Source organism: Azospirillum fermentarium (assembly GCF_025961205.1).
Lineage (GTDB): Bacteria > Pseudomonadota > Alphaproteobacteria > Azospirillales > Azospirillaceae > Azospirillum > Azospirillum fermentarium.
Window position 1 is genome coordinate 108624 of record NZ_JAOQNH010000003.1, and the last position, 19826, is coordinate 128449.

Sequence of the window (19826 nt, forward strand, 5' to 3'; positions counted from 1 at the left end):
TCAGGCGTGCTGCCGTCTGCGCCGGGCCGCGGACTGGCGGGCGGCGGTGCGTTGCTGGTCGGCGCGGGTCTTGATGCGGCCGTAATCGGGGGCCGCCCCCTCGCCCTGTCCCTGGGCATCGCTCAGGTACTGGGCCAGGGAGGCGACGGTGGGATGCTTGAAGAAGGCGATCACCACCGCGTCGCGGTCCATCAGGTGGTCGAGCCGCGAGCACACCTGAAGCAGCAGGAAGGAATCGCCGCCCAGGTCGAAGAAGTTGTCGTGAACCCCGACCCGCTCGATTCCCAGCACCTCCTGCCAGATGCCGGCCAGTTCCTGTTCCACGTCGGTGCGGGCCGGCAGATAGGTATCGGCCGTGCCACCGCGGGTCTGTTCCGGCACCGGCAGGCGGGCGCGGTCGATCTTGCCGTTACCGGTCAGCGGCATCTGCGCCACCACCACCAGTGCTGCCGGCACCATGTGGGCCGGCAGCCGGTCCTTCAGCGCCCGGCGCAGGGCGTCGGCCAGGGCGCTGTCGTCTTCCGCCGGCTGGGCGGGGCGGACATAGGCGGCGAGATACGGATGCCCCGGCTGATCCTCGCGCAGAAGCACCACGGCCTCGCCCACCTCGGGCAGGCCGCCCAGCACGCCCTCGATCTCGCCCAGTTCGATGCGGAAGCCGTGCAGCTTGATCTGCCGGTCCATGCGGCCCAGGTAGGTCAGCGTGCCGTCCGGCAGATAGCGGGCGCGGTCGCCGGTCCTGTAGAGCCGTTCACCCTGCCGGGTGAAGGGATCGGGGACGAAGGCCCCGGCGGTCAGGTCGCCGCGGCCCAGATAGCCGCGGGCCAGCCCGGCCCCGCCGATGTAAAGCTCCCCCGCCATGCCCGGCGGCACCGGCTGGAGATGGCGGTCCAGCACATGCAGGCGGGTGCCGGCGATGGGCCGCCCGATGGGCATCACCCCCGCCGCAACCGGCGCCGTGGCGCCCTGGACGCAGCACCCGACCACGGTTTCGGTGGGGCCGTATTCGTTGACCGCGCGGACGGTGCCGTCCGCCAGCCACGGGTTGATGGCGGTGGCGGTCAGCGCCTCCCCCCCCAGCACCAGATGGCGGGCCAGTCCGGCGGGCGGGGCGCCGTCGAACATGGTGTTGAGCAGTTCCAGATGCGCCGGGGTCACCTTGACGAAGTTGAACCGCCGTGCCGAGCGCCGCAGGGACGTCAGCGCTTCCAGCTCGCTGGCGCCGGCCAGCATGACCACGGACGCGCCGGCCAGCAGCGGCACGAACAGGCTGGTCAGGGTGGCGTCGAAGCCGATGGACCCCAGAACCGGGGCGCCGTCGCCCTCGCCGCCTGCGTAATCGCCCACGGCCCATTGCAGGTAGTTCACCATGCCGTGGTGGGAGATCATCACCCCCTTGGGCTTGCCGGTGGACCCGGAGGTGTAGATCACGTACGCCAGATGGCCGGGCAGGGTGGCGGTCACCGGGGCCGTCGCCGGTTCCCCCGCGATATCGGGCCAATCGGCGTCCACCCGGCACACCGGGCCGGGCGCGTCGGGCAGGGTGCCCGCCAACCCCTCGCGGGTCAGCAGCACGGCGATCTGCGCGTCCTGCATCATCAGCGCCAGGCGCGCGGCGGGATAGGCCGGGTCCAGCGGCACGAAGGCGCCGCCGGCCTTCAGCGTCGCCAGCATGGCCACCAGCAGCGGCCACGACCGTTCCAGGCACACCCCCACCCGTCGGTCGGGGCCGACCCCCAGCCGTTGCAGCCGGTGGGCCAGACGGTTGGCCCGCCGGTCCAGCTCGGCATAGGTCAGGCAGACGTCGCCGTCTGCGCCCTCGGCCCCTTCCTCGATCAGCGCCACCCGGTGGGGATGGCGGGCCACCGCGTCGGCCCACAGATCGGTGAAGCGGGCGGCGGGGGCCGCCGCCGGGGCGGCGTTCCACTCCACCAGCACGCGCTCAAGGGCGGGGCCGCTCAGCAGCGGGACGGCGGCCACCGGCTGACCCGGATCGGCGGTGACCGATTCCAGCAGGGTGCGGTACTGGTCCAGCAGCCCCTCGACGGTGGCGGCGTCGAACAGGCCGGTGTTGTAGTCGCAGGCGATGGACGCGCCGTCGTCGCGCAGATAGACGGTCAGCGTCAGGTCCACCCCGGTGAAGCCCACCGGCAGGCGGTAGGAGTCCACCTCCAGCCCGGCGATGGCCTGCCGTCCGCCGTCCCGTTCCAGGTTGAACACCACGCCCAGCAGCGGCGCGCGGCTGCTGTCGCGCTTGTGCCCCAGCTTGTCGATCAGCCGGGCGAACGGGTAATCCTGGTGGTCGAAAGCATCCAGCAGCGTGCTGCGGATGGTCTTCAGATGCGCGCCGAACGGCGTGTCCGCCGTCACGGTGCTGAGCACCGGCAGCAGATGGACGCAATAGCCCACCAGCGCCTCCCCGCCGGTCAGCCCGCTGCGCCCGGCATAGGGGCAGCCGACGACGATCCGGTCCTGCTCGCCCAGCCGGTGCAGCAGGGCGGAATAGGCGGCCAGCAGCACCATATAGACGGTGCTGCCGTGGGCGCGGCCCAGCGTCTTCACCCCGTCGATCAGGCTGCCCGGAAGCTCGGTCCACAGGCGGGCACCGTCATAGGTCTTGACCGCGGGCCGGGGCCGGTCGGACGGCAGATCCAGCGGCGGCACCGGCGTGGCGAAACGCTCCAGCCAATAGGCCTCGTGCCGGGCCATGGCGTCGCTGTTCTCCTGCTCCCGCTGCCAGCGCACGAAATCGCGGTAGGGCAGGGGCGTGGGCAGGGCCGGTTCGGTGCCGGCGCGCTCGGCCTCGTAACAGGCCAGCGCCTCGTTCAGCACGATGCCCATGGCCGGGCCGTCGCTGCCGATGTGATGGGCCTGGAGGAACAGCACGTGCCGGTCCGCCGCCAGCCGGTAGAGGTACGGGACGAACAGCGGCCCATTGACGAAATCGAAGCGGTCGCGGGTGTGGGCGGCCAGCCGCTCGGTCAGCCGCGCCTGGGGATCATCCTCCCCCGACAGATCGACGGTGGTCAGGCCGGTCAGGGCCGCGGGGTGGATGATCTGGTGCTCGCCCGCCTCGTCGAAGGTGGTGCGCAGCGCCTCGTGCCGGGCCACCACGCGGGCGATGGCGCGGTCGAGCGCCGCCGCGTCGAGATCCCCCTCCAGCAGCAGGGCGGCGGGGTCGTTGTAGGCGCGGGAACCGTCGGCGCTCAACTGCGCCAGAACCCACAACTGCTTCTGCGCCTCGCCCATCGGTTCCGGCGGCTCGGCGGACAGCGTGCCCCCGGCGGTGGTGACGACCACCGGGGCGGTTTCCGCCGCGGTGTCCGGCTGGAACCGGCGGCGCAGGGCGTTCAGGCTGGGCAGCCCGGCCAGCACCGCGGCGGGATCGACGCCGAAATCCACGAAGCACGAGATCTCGTCCACGCCGATGTCGTTCAGACGCTCCACGATGGGCGCGCAGGTCTCGGGCGAGCCGATCAGGGCGCTGGAGCCGACGTAGGTGTCGTACGCCTTGTTGACGAGGAAGTTCTTGTCGTCCGCCGTCAGCCGGTTGATGTCCACCGCGTTGCGGTCGATCTGCGCCATGCGCTGGAACAGCCCGATGCCCGACAGCAGATAGTCGCACAGGGGCTGGCGCGCCGTGGCGATGGCCCGGTCGGCGTCGGCATCGAGATAGGTGTGGATCAGCACCGACACGTTGCCGGCGGCGGGATCCAGGCCGTTGTCGGCCCGCGCCTGCCGGTAGATGGCGATGTTCTCCGCCAGATCCTCCAGCGACTGCCCCATCAGGTTGGTCAGCACGCCGATGCCCGCGGCCCCCGCCCGGCGGTAGGTGTCGGGGTTGTTGACGATGGCCAGCCACGTGGGCAGTTCGGCCTGCTTGGGCCGGGGGTAGATGGCCAGTTCGACCGCGCTGTTCTGGCCGCCGCGCCGGTTGATCTTTTCCCCCCGCCACAGGCGGCGGACGGTCTCGATCCGTTCGAACGTGACCTCGCGCCGGTCCTCGTAGGTCTCGGGCGAGAACACGAAGTCGTTGGCGTGCCAGCCCGACGCGAAGCCCACGCCCACCCGCCCGCGGGACAGGTTGTCCACCACCGACCATTCCTCCGCCACGCGGATGGGGTCGTGCAGCGGGGCCACCACCGCACCGGAGCGAAGCTGCACCTTGTGGGTTTCGCGGGCCAGGGCGGCGGCCACCACCGACGGGTTGGGGGAGAAGCCGCCGAATTCGTGGAAATGCCGTTCGGGCAGCCAGATGGCCGAGAAGCCCTCGCGGTCGGCGAAATGCGCGCCTTCCATGATCAGGTCGTACTTGCCGTCGCTGAAGGCGGCGGAATAGGGGCCGAAGAAGAACAGCCCGAAATCCACCGTGCGTGCACCCTGGCGGACCGGGTGGTGCCGGGCGTCACCGGCCACCGTGTCGTTGTGGCCCAGCTTGGAACGGTGGCGCGCCCAGAACCCCTCGGGCTTGCCGCTGTCCAAGGGGGCGGTGCGGGCGATGGCGGGCGACGTGGCGCGGGCCGGGCTTGCGGCTTTGCTGCACGCCGCCGCCGGGGCCGGTGCCGCGGCGGTCGGTTGCGCCGGGGTGGTGCCGCCCCGGCGTTCGGGCAGGAATCCGCCCTGGCGCAGGTCGTCCACGCTGTCCTTGATCGCCTTGACGAAATGGGCCAGATCGTCGTCGGTGTGGGCGGTGGACAGGAAGCAGTTGCGCCATTCCCAGATGTACACGCCGCGCAGCAGCAGGTGGTAATAGAGGATGTCCAGATTGCCCTGGAACACCAGCCGGAACATGGACGCGAAGTGGGTGACGCGCAGCGGCAGCCCCTCGCCCTCGAAATAGGCGTTGAGGGTGTTGGCGAGGTCGGTGGTGCGCTGGTTCAGCCGTTCCTGCAGCGCCGGCCCCTCGGCCTTCAGATGGCGCAGTGCCGCCAGGGCCGCGGCCATGGTGAAGGGGTGCTGGCAGAAGGTGCCGCCGAAATACGTCCGCGGTGCCGCGGGGTAGGAGGCATCGCCATAGGCCCAATAGCCGCCGTCGATGCCGTCGAGGAACCGGCGCGTGCCGGCCACGGCGCCGATGGGCATGCCGCCGCCGATGATCTTGCCATAGGTGGCGATGTCGGCGCGCACGCCGAACAGCGCCTGCGCCCCGCCCTGGTGGGCGCGGAAGCCGGTGATCATCTCGTCGAAGACCAGCGCGGTGCCGCTTTCCTCGGTCAGCGCGCGCAGCGTGTGCAGGAACTCCACCGGGCGGAAATCGGGGCGGCGGCTCTGCACCGGCTCCACCAGCACGGCGGCCAGTTCATGGGCGTGGCGTCGCAGGATCTCCAGGCTTTCGTCGGTGCCGTATTCCAGCACCAGCACGTCCGACGCCACCCCCGCCGGCACGCCGGGTGCCAGCGGTTCGGAGCGGAATTCGCCGTTGGCCTGGATGGTGCGGGCCAGCGTGCCGTCGGAATGGCCGTGGTACGAGCCGTCGAACATGGCGATCTTCGACCGCCCGGTGGCCGCACGGGCCAGACGCAGGGCGGTCATCACCGCCTCGGTGCCCGAATTGGTGAAGGCGACCCGCTCGTGCCCGGTCATCTCCAGGAAGAGGTCGGTCACCTCCTTCAGCAGGTCGGAGCGGGGCCCGAGCTGGAAGCCGCGCCCCACCTCCGCCTCGATCACGCCCTTCATGAAACCGGGGCGGTTGCCGAACAGCAGCACCCCGAAGCCCATGGTCAGGTCGATGTAGTCGTTGCCGTCGATGTCGCGCAGGTGCGACCCCAGCGCCTCCGCCCCGGTGATGGGATAGAGGATCTCCTTGGTGGAGAAGCGGAAACCGACGCTGGCCCGGCTGTCGGCCAGCCCGGCCCGGCACGCCTGCGCCAGTTCCTTCGACCGCGGGGTGCGGCTGAGATACCGCTCGATCAGCGAGGCGAGGTGCTGGTCCTGGCGCGGGTTCTTGCCCGTCGGCTCCAGCGACACCGGGTTGGCCAGTGCGCGCAGCGGCGACGAGCGGTCCTCGGCCTTGGGCGGCGCTTGAGCGGCGGCGGCGGGCTGGGCCGCGGGTGTTGGCGGCGGGACCGAGCGCGGCGGCTGTAACGCGGGCAGCACCGCCGTGGGCTGGGCCTGTAACGCGGTTTCACCCGACGGCTGCGCTGCCACGGCGGGGGCCGCCAGGGCCGCGCCCTGCAACAGCGCCAGCTGCTGGCTCAGCACCTGCGTCTGGGCCAGCAGAAGCTGTTCCAGCGCCGTGCCGCCCACCACCGGACGGACCGCCACCGGGGCGGGGGCCACGGGCGCGCTCACCACCGCCACGGGGGCGGCCTGCACGGGGGCGGCGGCAACCGGAACCGGCGCGGGCGCCGGGGCGGGTGCCGCCACCGGCTGCGGCGCCACCGTCTGGGGAGCGGGCTGGGCAATGGGCTGGGCCGCGGGCGGCGGGGTCAGGCCGAAGGTGGAGCGGTCCACCAGATGGTCGGCCAGGGCGGCGATGGAGGTCACGTCCTCGAAGAACTGGCGCATCTGCAGCTTGACGCCGAAATTGTCGTCGATCAGCCGCATGGCTTCCACCAGCACCAGCGAATCCGCCCCCATCTCCAGGAACGAGGCATGGATGTCGATGTCGCCCGGTTCCACGCGCATCATGGCGGCGATGATGGTCAGCAGCTTGGCCAGAACCGCATCGTGCTGGATCTTCCGGCTGTCTTGGGTCGGCACCGCGGCGGCTTGATTGTTGTCCATGGTCGATCCTGTCGTGGCAAACCAATGCGACTTGCGCTGGAAGGGGTAGGTTGGAACGGGCGCGCGGGTGGGGGCGAAGGGGGCGTCGAACGCCGCCCAGTCGATGGCGGCCCCGCGGACGTAGGCTTCGGCCACGCTGGCGCCCAGCACCGGCCAATCGTCGCGCGGCGGCGCCAGCGACGGCAGCCACACCGCCGACGGCTCCCGCCGCCGGCCCAGTTGGGTCAGGACCGTGCCGGCCCCGATCTCGATGAAATGGCGGTAGCCCTGGCCGAGCAGGGCGCCCAGGCCATCGCCGAACAGCACCGGCTCGCGGCAGTGGCGGCGCCAGTATGCGGCATCCAGAACCGCCCCGCCGGCGGGCACAAAGCCGCCGGTCAGGTTCAGCGCCATGGGCAGGGTGGCCGGCTGGTGGGCGACGGTGGCGGCGAAGCGCTCGAAATCCCCCAGGATCGGGTCCATCACCGGGGAATGGAAGGCGTGGGTCACGGCCAGCGGCGTGGACGATATGCCCTCCGCCGTCAGCAGCGCCAGCACGTCGGCCAGCGCGGCGGCATCGCCGGAAATCACCGTGTTGCCCGGCCCGTTGATGACGGCGATGGACAGGGCATCGGTGTGCCCGGTCAGCGCCGCCTCCACCCGCGGGGCGTCGGCGAACACGGCGGCCATGGCGCCCGCCGCCGGCAGCGTGTCCATCAGGCGTGCCCGCTCCGTCACCAGCCGCAGCCCGTCCTCCAGGCTGACGGCACCGGCGACGCAGGCGGCGCAATATTCGCCCAGGCTGTGGCCCAGCACCGCCGCCGGCTCCACCCCCCACGACCGCCACAGGGCGGCCAGGGCGTATTGCAGCGAGAACAGCGCCGGCTGGGCATAAATGGCGCGTTCCAGCAGCCGTTCGTCGTCGGGCGTTTCGGGATAGAGCGCCGCCAGCAGGGGCCGGTCCAGCAGCGGCGCCACGGCGTCGGCACAGCGCTCCAGCGCTTCGCGGAAGGTGGGGTGGGTGTCGAACAGGCCGCGCCCGGCCCCGGCCTGAAGCGCGCCCTGGCCGCTGAACAGGAAGACCGGGCGGAACGGCGCGGACACCGGCTCCCGCCCCACCACCAGCCCCGGTGCGGCACGGCCCTCGCGCAGGGCGGCAAGCTGGCCGCGCGCCTGTTCCCAATCGCCGGCACACAGGGCGGCGCGGCGGGGGAAAGGACTGCGCGCGGTGGCGGCACCGTGGCAGGCATCGGCCAGGGCGGGGGCCGCGGGGCTGCGGGAAAGGGTCTCGTACGACTCCGCCAGCGCTGTCAGGGCGGCGGGCGTCTTGGCCGACAGGGCCAGGATGTGAACCGGGCGCTGGGCGGCGGGGGCGGCGGGCGGCGCCGCCGCCGGGGCCTCTTCCACGATCAGATGGGCGTTGCTGCCGGTGGCGCCGAAGGAACTCAGGCCCGCGCGCCGGGGCCGGTCGCCCCGCGGCCACGGGGTGGCGGCGCGCACCGGGGCCACGTTCAGCGTTTCCCACGCCAAATTCGGGTTCGGCTGGGTGACGTGCAGCGTGGGGGGCAGGGTGTCGTGCCGCAACGCCTGAATCAGCTTGATGAGACCGGCGACCCCGGCGGCGGATTCCAGATGGCCGATGTTGGATTTGACCGACCCCAGCAGCAGCGGGCGGTCCCGCCCCGCCGCCTGCCCCAGCACGGTGCCCAGGGCCTGCACCTCGATCACGTCGCCCAGCGACGTGCCGGTGCCGTGGGCTTCCACATAGTCGATGTCGGCGGGGGACAGCCCGGCCTTGCCCAGCACCTGCCGGATCAGCCGCTGCTGGGCGATGCCGTTGGGAACAGTGAAACCGCTGCTGGCCCCGTCCTGGTTGACCGCCGAGGCGCGGATCAGCGCCAGGATGCGGTCGCCCGCCGCCACCGCGTCGCGGTAGCGCTTCAGCACCACCAGCCCGCAGCCCTCGCCGCGGACATAGCCGTCGGCTGCGGCATCGAAGGTCTTGCACCGCCCGTCGGGCGCCAGCATCCCGGCGGCGGCCAGCGTTACATAAAGCTTGGGCGACAGGATCAGGTTGACGCCCCCGGCCAGGGCCTGCGCGCATTCCCCGGCGCGCAGGCTGGCGCACGCCAGATGGATGGCCGACAGCGACGACGAGCACGCCGTATCCACCGCCAGGCACGGCCCCTGGAACCCCAGCACGTACGACAGCCGCCCGGCGCAGCCGTTCAGCGGCGTGCCGGTGTTGAAATAGGGGTTGTTGTAATCGTCATCCGCGTGCTCGACCTGCAAAAGACCATAGTCGGACGCGGTGACGCCGACGAACACGCCGGTGGCGCTGCCGGCCAACTGTTCGGGGATCAGGCCGGCGTCTTCCAGCGCCTCCCACGCCACTTCCAGCAGCACGCGCTGTTGCGGGTCCATCCCCTCCGCCTCGCGGGCCGAGATGCCGAAGAAGGTGGCGTCGAAACGGTCCACATCGCGGAGGAACCCGCCGTGGCGGGCATAGGTCTTGCCCGGCGTGCCCGGTGTCGGGTCGTAATGGGCGGCGGTGTCCCAGCGGTCCGCCGGGATCTCGGTCACCATGTCCTGCCCGTCGCGCAGGATCTCCCAGAACGCGTCGGCACCGTGGGCGCCCGGCATGCGGCAGCCGATGCCGACCACGGCGATGGGTTCGGCGGCGGCCTGCTCCAGATGGCTGACCTTTTCACGCAACTGCCGGATGGCGACGACCGCCTTTTGCAGCGGCGTCATCTCGTCAGGTGGGGGAGTGGTCATGGCGCCCATCCTTCGTTGGTCAGTGCAGCCAGTTCATCGTCGATGAGCGCGGCAAGCTCGCTGTCGGTGAAGCTCTGGACGTCGGCGTCCGGCGGGGCGGCCTTCTTCGGGGCCGGGGCGGGGGCCGGTTCGGCCTTCGGCGCCTCGGGGAAGACCAGACCCAGGACGCAGCCGGCCAAGGCGGTGATGTTGGGATGGTCGAACACCGCCGACGACGGCAGCGCACAGCCGAGCTGGGTGTCGATGCGCTGCTTCAGCTCCGCCGCGGTCAGGGAATCCAGCCCCATGTCGAAGAAGCCGCGGCGGGGGTCCACCGGGAACCCCGGCTCGAACCGCAGCACCGCGCGGATCTGGTCCTGGAGGAAGGCGATGAGCGCGTCGCCGCGGTCGCGCGCCGGCAGGGCGGCCAGCCGTTCCCGCTCCGCCGCCACCGCCGGTTCGCGGGCCGCGGGCGTGCCCAGCCCCTCCAGCACCGGCAGCCGGCTGCGCGCCTCGAACACGTTGCGCAGGCGCTGCCAGTCGGCGTCGGCGACGATGGCCGAACCGGCCCCGGCGGCCAGAAACCGCCCGAACAGGGCGATGGCCCGGTCCGGGGCCAGCGGCTTGAAGCCGGTGGCGGCGATCAGCCGGGTGGCGTCGCCGCCGGCCAGCCCGCCGCCGTCCCACGGCCCCCAGCCGATGGACGCGGCCGCCAGCCCCAGCCCGCGGCGGTGGGCCGCCAGCGCGTCGAGGAAGGCGTTGGCCGCGGTATAGACCCCCTGCTGCGCCGTGCCCATGACCGGGGAGACGGAGGAGAAGGAGACGCAGAAATCCAAGGTCATGTCCTGGGTCAGCTGGTGCAGCACCCACGCCCCGTCCACCTTGGCCGCCAGCCCGGCCCGCAGGCTTTCGGGCGTCAGGTCGAGAATGTTCTGGGGCGTGGCGGCCCCGGCGGCGTGGACGATGCCCTTGAGCGTGAAGCCGCTGCCGGCGATGTCCGCCAGCACGCCGCGCACGGATGCTTCATCGGCGCAATCGGCGGCGGCCACCATCACCCGCGCGCCCGCGGCCTCCAGCGCGGCCAGCACCCCGCCATCAACCCCGGCGGCCCCCCGGCGGCCCATCAGCACCAGCAGCCCGGCGCCGGCCTTGGCCAGCAGCCCGGCCACCCGCAGCCCCAAGGCCCCCAGCCCGCCGGTCACCAGATAGGCGCCGCCGCGGTCCAGCGTGACGGTGCGGGCCGGCGGCGGGTCCGTGGCCTCCAGCCGGGGAACGTAGCGGGTGCCGCCGCGCAGCGCCGCGGCATCCTCCCCGTCCGCGGCCAGGATGGCGCGGGCCAGGGCGGCGCGGTCGTCGGCACCGGCCCACGGTTCCACGTCGATCAGCCCGCCCTTCAGCGCCGGGTGTTCCAAAAACAGCGTGCGCCCGAACCCCCACAGCAGCGCCGGCCACGGGGATGCGGGGGTGCCGTCGCCGGCCTCCGTCGCCGCCTCGGTCACCAGCCACAGGCGGGGGGGCACGGTCAGGCCGGTCAGCGCGCGGACCAGCCGCACCGCCGCCATCAGCCCGGCGTCGCCGCCGTCGCCGGCCTCCGGCCACAGGAAGACCACGCCGTCCAGTACGCCTTCCGCCGCTCCCTCCGGCGCCAGGGCGGCGAACAGGTGGCGCATGTCCTCGTCGCTGTTGGTGAGCGTCCAGGCACCGTCGCCGGTGGCGGCGAAGCGCCGGCCAAGGGTGGCGGCGAAGCAGCGCCGTCCCGCCGCGCGGAACGCCGCCGCCACGTCGGGCGCGCCCTCGCCCCCCAGCACCAGCCACGCCCCGCCCGTGGGCGGAACCGCGGCGGCCAGCGGCTTTTCCCGCCACGCCAGCCGGTAGCAGAGGCCATGATCGTCGTCCGCCGCGGCGGGCCGCCGGGTCAGGAGCGCGATCAGCTTCGGCGCCAGCGCCAGCTCCTCCGCCGTCAGGCTGCCGGCGGCGGCGAGGCGCTGCAACACCGCCTCCGCCCCGTCCGCCGTCATCAGGGCGGGGGCCGGCTCGCCATCGTCGAACCAAAAGCGTTTGCGCTGGAACGGGTATGTGGGCAGGTCCAGATGGGGCGGGCGATTCGGGTACACCGCGTTCCAGCCGATGGCCGCCCCCTGGACGTACAGCTCGCCCACCGCGCGGGTGAAGCGGGCCGGGTCGGTCCGCCGCAGGCTGGGGACCAGCACCGCACCGTCGGGCAGGCAGCGGCGGGCCAGCCCGCACAGCACCGGGTCCGGCCCGATCTCCACGAACGCGCGGCAGCCCAGATCCTGCAGCGCCGCCACACCGTCGGCAAAGCGCACCGCGTCGCGCACGTGGCGGACCCAGTAATCGGGCCGGGTGATCTCGTCGCCCGCCGGCTGGCCGGTGACGTTGGATACCAGGGGCAGGGCGGGGGGATGGAACGTCACCGTCGCCGCCACCGCGGCAAAGGCGTCCAGCATCGGGTCCATCAGCGGGGAGTGGAAGGCGTGGGAAACGGTCAGTTCCCGCCCGTGGACGCCCTCGGCCCGCAGGGTGTCGAGCACCCGCCGCAGCGCCGCCGCGTCCCCGGCGATCACCGTCTGGTCCGGCCCGTTCAGGGCGGCGATGGACAGGGCGGGGATGCCGGCGATGGCGCGCGCCACCCGGTTCCCGTCCGCCGTGACCGAGGCCATGGCGCCCCCGGCGGGCAGGGCCTGCATCAGCCGCGCCCGCGCGGCGATCAGGCGGATGCCGTCCTCAAGGCTGAAGACCCCGGCGGCACAGGCGGCCACATACTCACCCACGCTGTGCCCCAGCACCGCATCGGGCCGCACGCCCAGCGACGCCCACAGTTCGTACAGCGCGTATTCCAGGCAGAACAGCGCCGGCTGGGTGTTGCCGGTCTGGTCCAGCCGCCCGGTGTCGTCGGACAGCAGATCGATGAGCGCGATGTCGGTGTGGGCGGCCAGCAGGGCGGCGCAACGGTCCAGTGCCGCGCGGAACACCGGCTGCGTGTCATAGAGATGCCGGCCCATGCCGGGGTACTGCGCGCCTTGGCCGGTGAAGAGGAAGGCCAGCGGCGGCACCCCGGTGTCCGCGGTCCCGCGGGTGATGACGGCGGGGGCGGGGCGGCCCTGGGCAGCGTGCTCCAGCGCGTCGGCGAACGCATCGGCGCTGTCGGCCACCACCGCCAGCCGGTGGGGCAGGTGGGCGCGGCCCCGCGCCACCGCGGCGCACAGATCCGCCGGTGCGATGCCGGGGTTGGCGCGCAGGTGGGCGTGGTAGCGCCCCGCCACCGCGGCCAGCGCCTCGGGGGAGCGGGCGCTCAGCGGCAGCAGCCACGGCGCGGCGGTGCCGGTTTCGGGCACCGCGGGGGTGTCCGGCGCCTCGGCGATCACGATATGGGCGTTGGTGCCGCTGAAGCCGAAGCTGCTGACCCCGGCGATGCGCGGCTCAGGCCCACGGGGCCACGGCACCGGTCCCTGCACCACGCGCAGGGGCTTGTCGGCCCACGGGAAACGCGGGGTGGGGGTGGTGCAGTTCCGGTGCGGCGGCAGGCAGCCGCGGCGCAGGGCCGACACCACCTTGATGACGCCGGCCACCCCGGCGGCGGCCTCCAGATGGCCCAGATTGGTCTTGACCGATCCCACATAGAGGGGGCGGTCGGGCGTGTGCCCGGCGCCGAACACCCGGTCCAGCGCCCCCAGTTCGATGGGGTCGCCCAGCGCCGTGCCGGTGCCGTGCGCCTCCACATACGACACCGCGGCGGGGGAAACCCCGGCGTTGGCCAGTGCCTGCCGGATCACCTGTTCCTGCGCCGGCCCGCTGGGTACGGTCAAGCCGCCGCTGGGGCCGTCCTGATTGACGGCGGACCCGCGGACCACCGCCAGCACCCGGTCGCCGTCGGCCAGCGCGTCGGTCAGCCGCTTCAGCACCAGCACGCCGCAGCCCTCGCCGCGGACATAGCCGTCCGCCGCGGCGTCGAAGGTCTTGCACCGCCCGTCGGGCGCCAGCATCCGCGCCTTGGAGAAATTGATGCTCAGGCCCGGTTCCAGGATCAGGTTCACGCCGCCGGTCAGCGCCAGCGTGCATTCCCCCCGCCGCAGGCTGTCGCACGCCAGATGCAGCGCCACCAGCGACGAGGAACAGGCGGTGTCGAGCGCGAAGCACGGCCCGGTCAGCCCGAAGCAATAGGACAGCCGCCCGGCGATCATGCCCGGCGACGTGCCGGTGCCGGCATAAGCATCGAGGCGGGCGTGACGGCTGGGCGCGAACAGGCGCTGGCCGAAATCCTGCCCCATGATGCCGATGAACACGCCCGTGGGGCTGCGGTACAGGCTATCCGCCGGGATGCCGGCATCCTCCAGCGCTTCCCACGCCACCTCCAGCAACAGCCGCTGCTGCGGGTCCATGGACGCGGCCTCGCGAGGGGAGATGCCGAAGAAATGCGGGTCGAAACGGTCGATGCCGTCGAGGAACCCGCCCGACCGCTGCACCATCTTGCCCGGCGCGTCGGGATCGGGGTCGTAATAGGCATCGATGTCCCAGCGGCTGGCCGGCACCTCGGCGATGGCGTCGCGGCCCTCATGCAGCAGCGGCCAAAAGGTGTGCGGCCCGTCACCGCCGCCGGGGAAGCGGCAGCCCATGCCGACGATGGCGATGGGTTCGCGCTGTTTCGCCTCGCTGGCGTTCAGCTTGGCTTGCAGTTCGTCGATCTTCAGCAGCGCCTGCCGGATCAGGGTGCGGTTGTCGGTGGTCTTGTCACCCGTGCTCATGCCCGCCGTCCTCCCTCTTCCACCGCCAGCCCGAGCCGTTCGGCCAGCATGGCCTCAAGCTCGGCGTCCGACAGATCGTCCAGATCCGATTCCTCCACGGTCGCCGCCGCTGCCGCCGCGGGGGCCGTGCCCACGGCGGGTTCCGGCGCCGCATCGGCGTCCAGGCCGGGAACGGCGGTCATCAGATGCTCGGTCAGCGTTTCCAGCGTGGGATGGTCGAACAGCAGCGTGGTCGCCAGCGGGCAGCCCAGGGCGGCGGCCAGCCGGGTGCGCAGGTCCACCGCCATCAGCGAATCCAGCCCCAGATCGAACAGCGGCTGGCGCGGGGCGATGGGCGCACCGCTGGTCCCGCCCACCACCCGGACGATCTCGTCACGGATCAGCCCGGCCAGCAGCGTGCGCCGGGACGCGGGCGGCGCCTGGAGCAGACGCGGGGTCCAGCCGGCGGCCCCGGCGGTCTTTGCCGGGGTCTGGTCCGGCGGGGGCCGCAGGGCGGCGAACAGCGGATGGTCCACCGCCCCCGGTGCCTGCCGGAAGAACGCCGGCCAGTCCACGTTCATGATGCCGATGTGGGCGGGGGCGCCCGCCGCCACCCGCTCCAGCGCGTCGAGCGCCTCGTCCGGCGGCAGGGCGGCGATGCCCTGGCGGGCCAGCCGCTGGCTCTGGCGGTCATCGAGCCGGGCGGCCATGCCGGCCTGCGCCCACGGTCCCCAGCCGACGCTGAGACCCGGCAGACCCTGTCCCCGGCGGGCCTGCATCAGCGCGTCCATGTAGCTGTTGGCGGCGACATAGGCCCCTTGCGCCGACGATCCGGTCAGCGCGGTCATGGACGAGAAGCCGATGAAGAAATCCAGCGGCAGGCCGCGGGTCTGCTCGTGCAGATGGGCCAGCCCCACCGTCTTGGCCGCCAGGGCGTGCGACAGGCGGGCGGCGTCCAGATGCAGCAGAACGCCGTCGTCCAGCACCCCGGCGGCGTGGACCACGCCGGCCAGGGGCCGGTCGGACGTTGCTGCGGCGATGGCCGCCGCCACCTCCGCCCCCACCGCCAGATCGGCGCGGCAGAGCCGCACCGTGGCGCCGGTGGCGCGCAGTTCGTCCACGAACGCCGCGGCGTCCGTCCCGGCGGCGCTGCGGCTGACCAGCGTCAGGTCGCGGGCGCCGCGGGCCACCAGCCGGCGGGCCATGAAACGCCCCAGGCCCCCCAGGCCCCCCAGGATCAGATAGGCGCCGTCCGCCCGCACCGGCAGCGGGCCTGTGGCCGCGGGCGGCGCCATCCGCACCAGCCGCGCCACGCGCCGGCTGCCGCCGCGGTAGGACACCCGTTCCTCACCGTCGTCGGCGCCCAGGTCGCGCACCAGCGCCTCGGTGGGCGGGGCATCGCCGTGAGGGTCGAGGTCGATCACGCGCACCCGCAGTTCCGGGTGCTCCAGTGCGGCGGTGCGGGCCAGACCGGACAGGGGGGCCTGCGCCGGTTCCGCATCCCACGCCCCGCGGGTGACCACGGCCAGCGCCGGGGCGTCTGCCCCCCGCCGCGCGGCGGCGGCGACGAGGTGGAGGAAGGGAACGCAGGCCCCGGCGATGGCGGACTCCAGCGCCGCGGCCTCTGCGCTGCGGGCGTCCAGGCCCCAGAGATAGGCGATGCGGAAGGCCGCCTGTCCGGGGAACGCCGCGTCCAGCAGGGCGGCCATATCTTCGGGCTTGCGCGGGTCGATGCGGTACTGGGTATCGTCCAGCCGCTCGAACGCGGTTCCCGGCGTCACGCGGACGGTGCGCATCCCGTGGGCCGCGCGGTGGGCGGCCAGCGCGTCACCCTGTCCGCCTTGGTCCGCGAAGACCAGCCACGGCACGTCGCCGGCCCCGGCGGCGGGCGTCTCGGCCTCGGCCCAGTCGATCCGGTGGAGCCACGATCCGGTGTGGTCCTTGGCCGGGCGGCGCAGCAGCGCTTCCAGCGTCGTCTGCCGCCCTTCCAGGCCCAGGCATTCGGCGACCAGGGTGCCGTCGGCGTCCAGCAGCCACATGTCGCCGACCATGCGTCCCGGCGCCTGCGGCAGTTCCCGGCGGCGGGCATAGGCGGTCAGCGGCCCATCCCCCGGCGGGTGCAGCAGGGTGAAGCGGCCAACGGCGAAGGGCACCAGCGGCCTGTCGCCGTCGATCCCCACCATGGCGGCCAGCAGGCTGAGCCAGGAATCGATCAACCCCGGATGCATCCGGGTGCCGGCGATGTCCAGCGGCGGCTCGGTGGCCGGCGGGCGCAGGCGCCCCACCGATTCCCGCGGGTCGAGCCGCATGGACTCCAGCCAGACATAGCTGGGGCCGAGGACGATGTGACGGTGCCGGTGGGCGGCCCGCACCTCCTCCCCCGACAGCGCGGTTTCCAGCCGCTCCCACGCGCCGTCCAGGGTGGCCAAGGTGTGGGGGGCGGCGGAATCGCGCCCGTCGCGGCTGAGCGTGCCGGAGACGTGGACCGTCTGGGTGGCCGGGTCGCCGGCGGCGTCCATGCTGACCAGCCGGAAGGCGGTGCCGTCACCGTTGGGGGTGAAGGCCAGATGGACCAGCCGCGAGCCGTCCTCGGGGATCACCAGCGCCTGATGCAGCACCAGATCGGACAGGCGGACGGCCCCATCCCCGAACGCCGTCACCGCCGCGTCCAGAATCATGGAAATCAGGGAGGCGCCCGACACCACCACCGCGCCGAAGATGCGGTGCTCGTCCAGCAGCGGGATCTCGGCCACGCCGTAGCGCGTCTCGAACAGCACCGCGTCCAGCAGCGGCGAACGCACCATGCGGTCCAGCAGGGGGGCGGGGCGGGCCGCCACCACCGGGGCGCTCCCACCGCCCAGCCGCGGATTGTCCACCCAGTGGCGGGTGCGCTGGAACGGGTAGTGGGGCAGGCTGGTCCAGCGGCGGCCGCGCCCGGCGTGCACCGCGGCCCAGTCCACCGTCGCGCCTTGGGTGTGGAGCGCGCCCAGGGCACGGTGCAGCACCGCCGCATCGGGGACGCCGCGCTTCAGGCTGGGCAGCCACGCCCCGTTCTCGGGATCGAAACACTGACGCGCCATGCCCAGCAGGACCGGCTGCGGCCCCACCTCGACGAAGGTGCGCACCCCCGCCCGCTCCAGCGCCGCCATGCCGGCGGCAAAGGCGACGGGGCGGCGGACGTGATCCACCCAATAGCGCGGGGTGGCGATCTCGGCCCCGATGAGGCCGCCCGTCAGGTTCGACACCAGCGGGATGCGCGGCGGCGACAGGGTGACCCGGCGGACCACCTGTTCGAATTCCGCCAGCATCGGGTCCATCCGGTGCGAATGGAAGGCGTGGGAAACGGTCAGCCGCACCACCCGCACCCCGCCCGCCGCCAGGGCGGCGCTCAGGCGGTCCACCGCGTCCGCGGTGCCGGACACCACGGTGTGGGCCGGGCCGTTGACAGCGGCGATGTCCACCTGACCGGCATGGGGGGCCAGGGCCGCCGTGACGGTATCGGCATCGGCGAACACCGCGGCCATGGCGCCGCCCGCCGGCAGCGCCTGCATCAGCCGCCCGCGCTCGGCGATCAGGGTCAGCCCGTCCTCCAGACTGAAGACCCCGGCCAGGCAGGCGGCGGCGTATTCCCCGACGCTGTGCCCGATCAGGAACTGCGGGCGGATGCCCCACGATTCCCAAAGCTGGGCCAGCGCGTATTCCAGGACGAACAGGGCCGGCTGGGCCAACCCCGTGGGCGTCAGCGCGCCCTCGTCACCGGAGAACATCCGCTCCGCCAGCGACAGGCCGAGCCGTGGGCGCAGCAGCGCGTCGCAACGGTCAACCGCGTCGCGGAACACCGGCTGGGTGCGGTAGAGGCCGTGGCCCATGCCGGCGTACTGCGCGCCTTGGCCGGTGAACAGGAACGCCACCCCCGGCCCCACACCGTCGTCGGCGTTGCCGGTGTCGGCGGACGGGTCCGCGCGGCCCTCCAGAAAGGCATCCAGGCCGGCGCGCAGGGCCTCGGCGCTCCCCCCCTCCACCGCCAGACGGCGGGACAGGTGGCGGCGCCCGGCGGCGGCGGAATAGCACAGGTCGCCGAGATCGGTATCGGACAAGGCGGCATCGGCCAGGACGGCACGGGTGCGGGCGGCCAGATCGCGCAGGCCCCCCTCGTTGCGGGCCGACAGGCACAGCAGGTGGGTGCCGGCGTCCGCCGTGTCCTCACCGCGGGCGGGAGCCGGCGGCGGTTCCTCCACGACGATGTGGGCGTTGGTGCCGCTGAAGCCGAAGGAACTCAGCCCGGCCACCCGCGGGCGCTGGTCCCGCCGCGGCCAGGATGCGCGTTCCCCCACCACCCGCAGCGCCATGGCGTCCCACGCGATGTGCGGGTTGGGGGTGCGGAAGTGGAGGGAGGCCGGCAGCGTCTCGTGCCGCAGCGCCAGGATCAGCTTGATCAGCCCGGCCATGCCCGCCGCGGCTTCCAGATGGCCGATGTTGGTCTTGACCGACCCGATGCGCAGCGGCGCGTCCCGCGCGGTGCCGAACACCGCCCCCAGCGCTTCGGCCTCGATGGGGTCGCCCAGCAGGGTGCCGGTGCCGTGGGCTTCCACGTAATCCACGTCGCCGGGGGTCAGGCCGGCGTCCCGCAGCGCCTCGCGCACCACCGCCTGCTGCGCGGTGCCGTTGGGGGCGGCCAGCCCGTTGGTGCGGCCGTCCTGGTTGACGGCGGTGCCCTTGACCACCGCCAGGATGCGGTTGCCGTCGCGCACCGCGTCATCCAGCCGCTTCAGCACCACGAAGCCGCAGCCCTCGCCGCGGACATAGCCGTCCGCCGCCGCGTCGAAGGTCCGGCATTTCCCCTCGGGCGAAATGGCGCGCAGCTTGGAAAAGCAGATGTGGGATTCCGGCGACAGGATCAGGTTGACCCCGCCCACCAGCGCCATGTCGGATTCCCCCGACCGCAGGCTGCGGCTGGCCAGATGCAGCGCCACCAGCGACGACGAGCACGCCGTGTCCACCGCCAGCGCCGGCCCGTGCAGCCCCAGCACGTACGACAGCCGCCCCACCGCGGTGCTGAAGGTGCTGCCGGTCATGGAATAGGCGTCGATCGCCTCGGGCCGCCCGGAATGGCGGTGGGCCTGGACGTAATCGTCGCTGGAGATGCCGACGAACACGCCGGTGCGGCTGTGCTTCAGCGCTGTGGGGTCGAGGCAGGCATCCTCCAGCGCTTCCCACCCCAATTCCAGGATCAGCCGGTGCTGGGGGTCGAGGGCGCGCGCCTCCCGCGGGGTGATGCCGAAGAAGCCGGCGTCGAAATCGCCGACCGGCACATCGAGAAAGCCGCCGCGCGCCGTGACCATCTTGCCCGGCGCGTCGGGATCGGCCGACAGATGGCGGTCCGCCGGCCAGCGGTCCGCCGGCACCGCGGCGATGGCGTCCACCCCGTCGTTCAGGAGTTGCCAGAACGCGCCCGTGTCGTTGGCCCCGCCGGGGAAGCGGCAGGCCATGCCGACCACCGCGATGGCGTCCCGCTTGCGCAGGGCGGCGTTCTCGTCCACCAGTTGGCGGATCGCGGCCTTGGCCTTGAGCAACGCCTGCTTATAGGCTTCTTCCCGGTCTGAATGTGCCGCTGCCGCCATG

At 73.0% G+C, this 19826-nt stretch carries 3 protein-coding genes; all 3 read right to left on the reverse strand.

The genetic code is table 11. The annotated features are described in order from the left end of the window. Genes M2352_RS20865 through M2352_RS20875 form a run of 3 tightly spaced genes read right to left on the reverse strand, consistent with a single transcriptional unit; the run spans position 1 to position 19825 of the window. Positions 1-9483, reverse strand: a complete 9483-nt coding sequence (locus M2352_RS20865) for a non-ribosomal peptide synthetase/type I polyketide synthase (protein ID WP_264666457.1) — start codon at positions 9481-9483, stop codon at positions 1-3. After that, entirely contained in the window at positions 9480-14225 is a 4746-nt protein-coding gene (locus tag M2352_RS20870) for a type I polyketide synthase (protein ID WP_264666458.1), read from the reverse strand. Before M2352_RS20870 ends, M2352_RS20865 begins: the two co-directional genes overlap by 4 nt. Next, a complete protein-coding gene (locus M2352_RS20875) occupies positions 14222-19825 on the reverse strand; it encodes a type I polyketide synthase (protein ID WP_264666459.1) in 5604 nt (1867 codons plus the stop codon). Before M2352_RS20875 ends, M2352_RS20870 begins: the two co-directional genes overlap by 4 nt. Position 19826 lies beyond the last annotated feature (1 nt).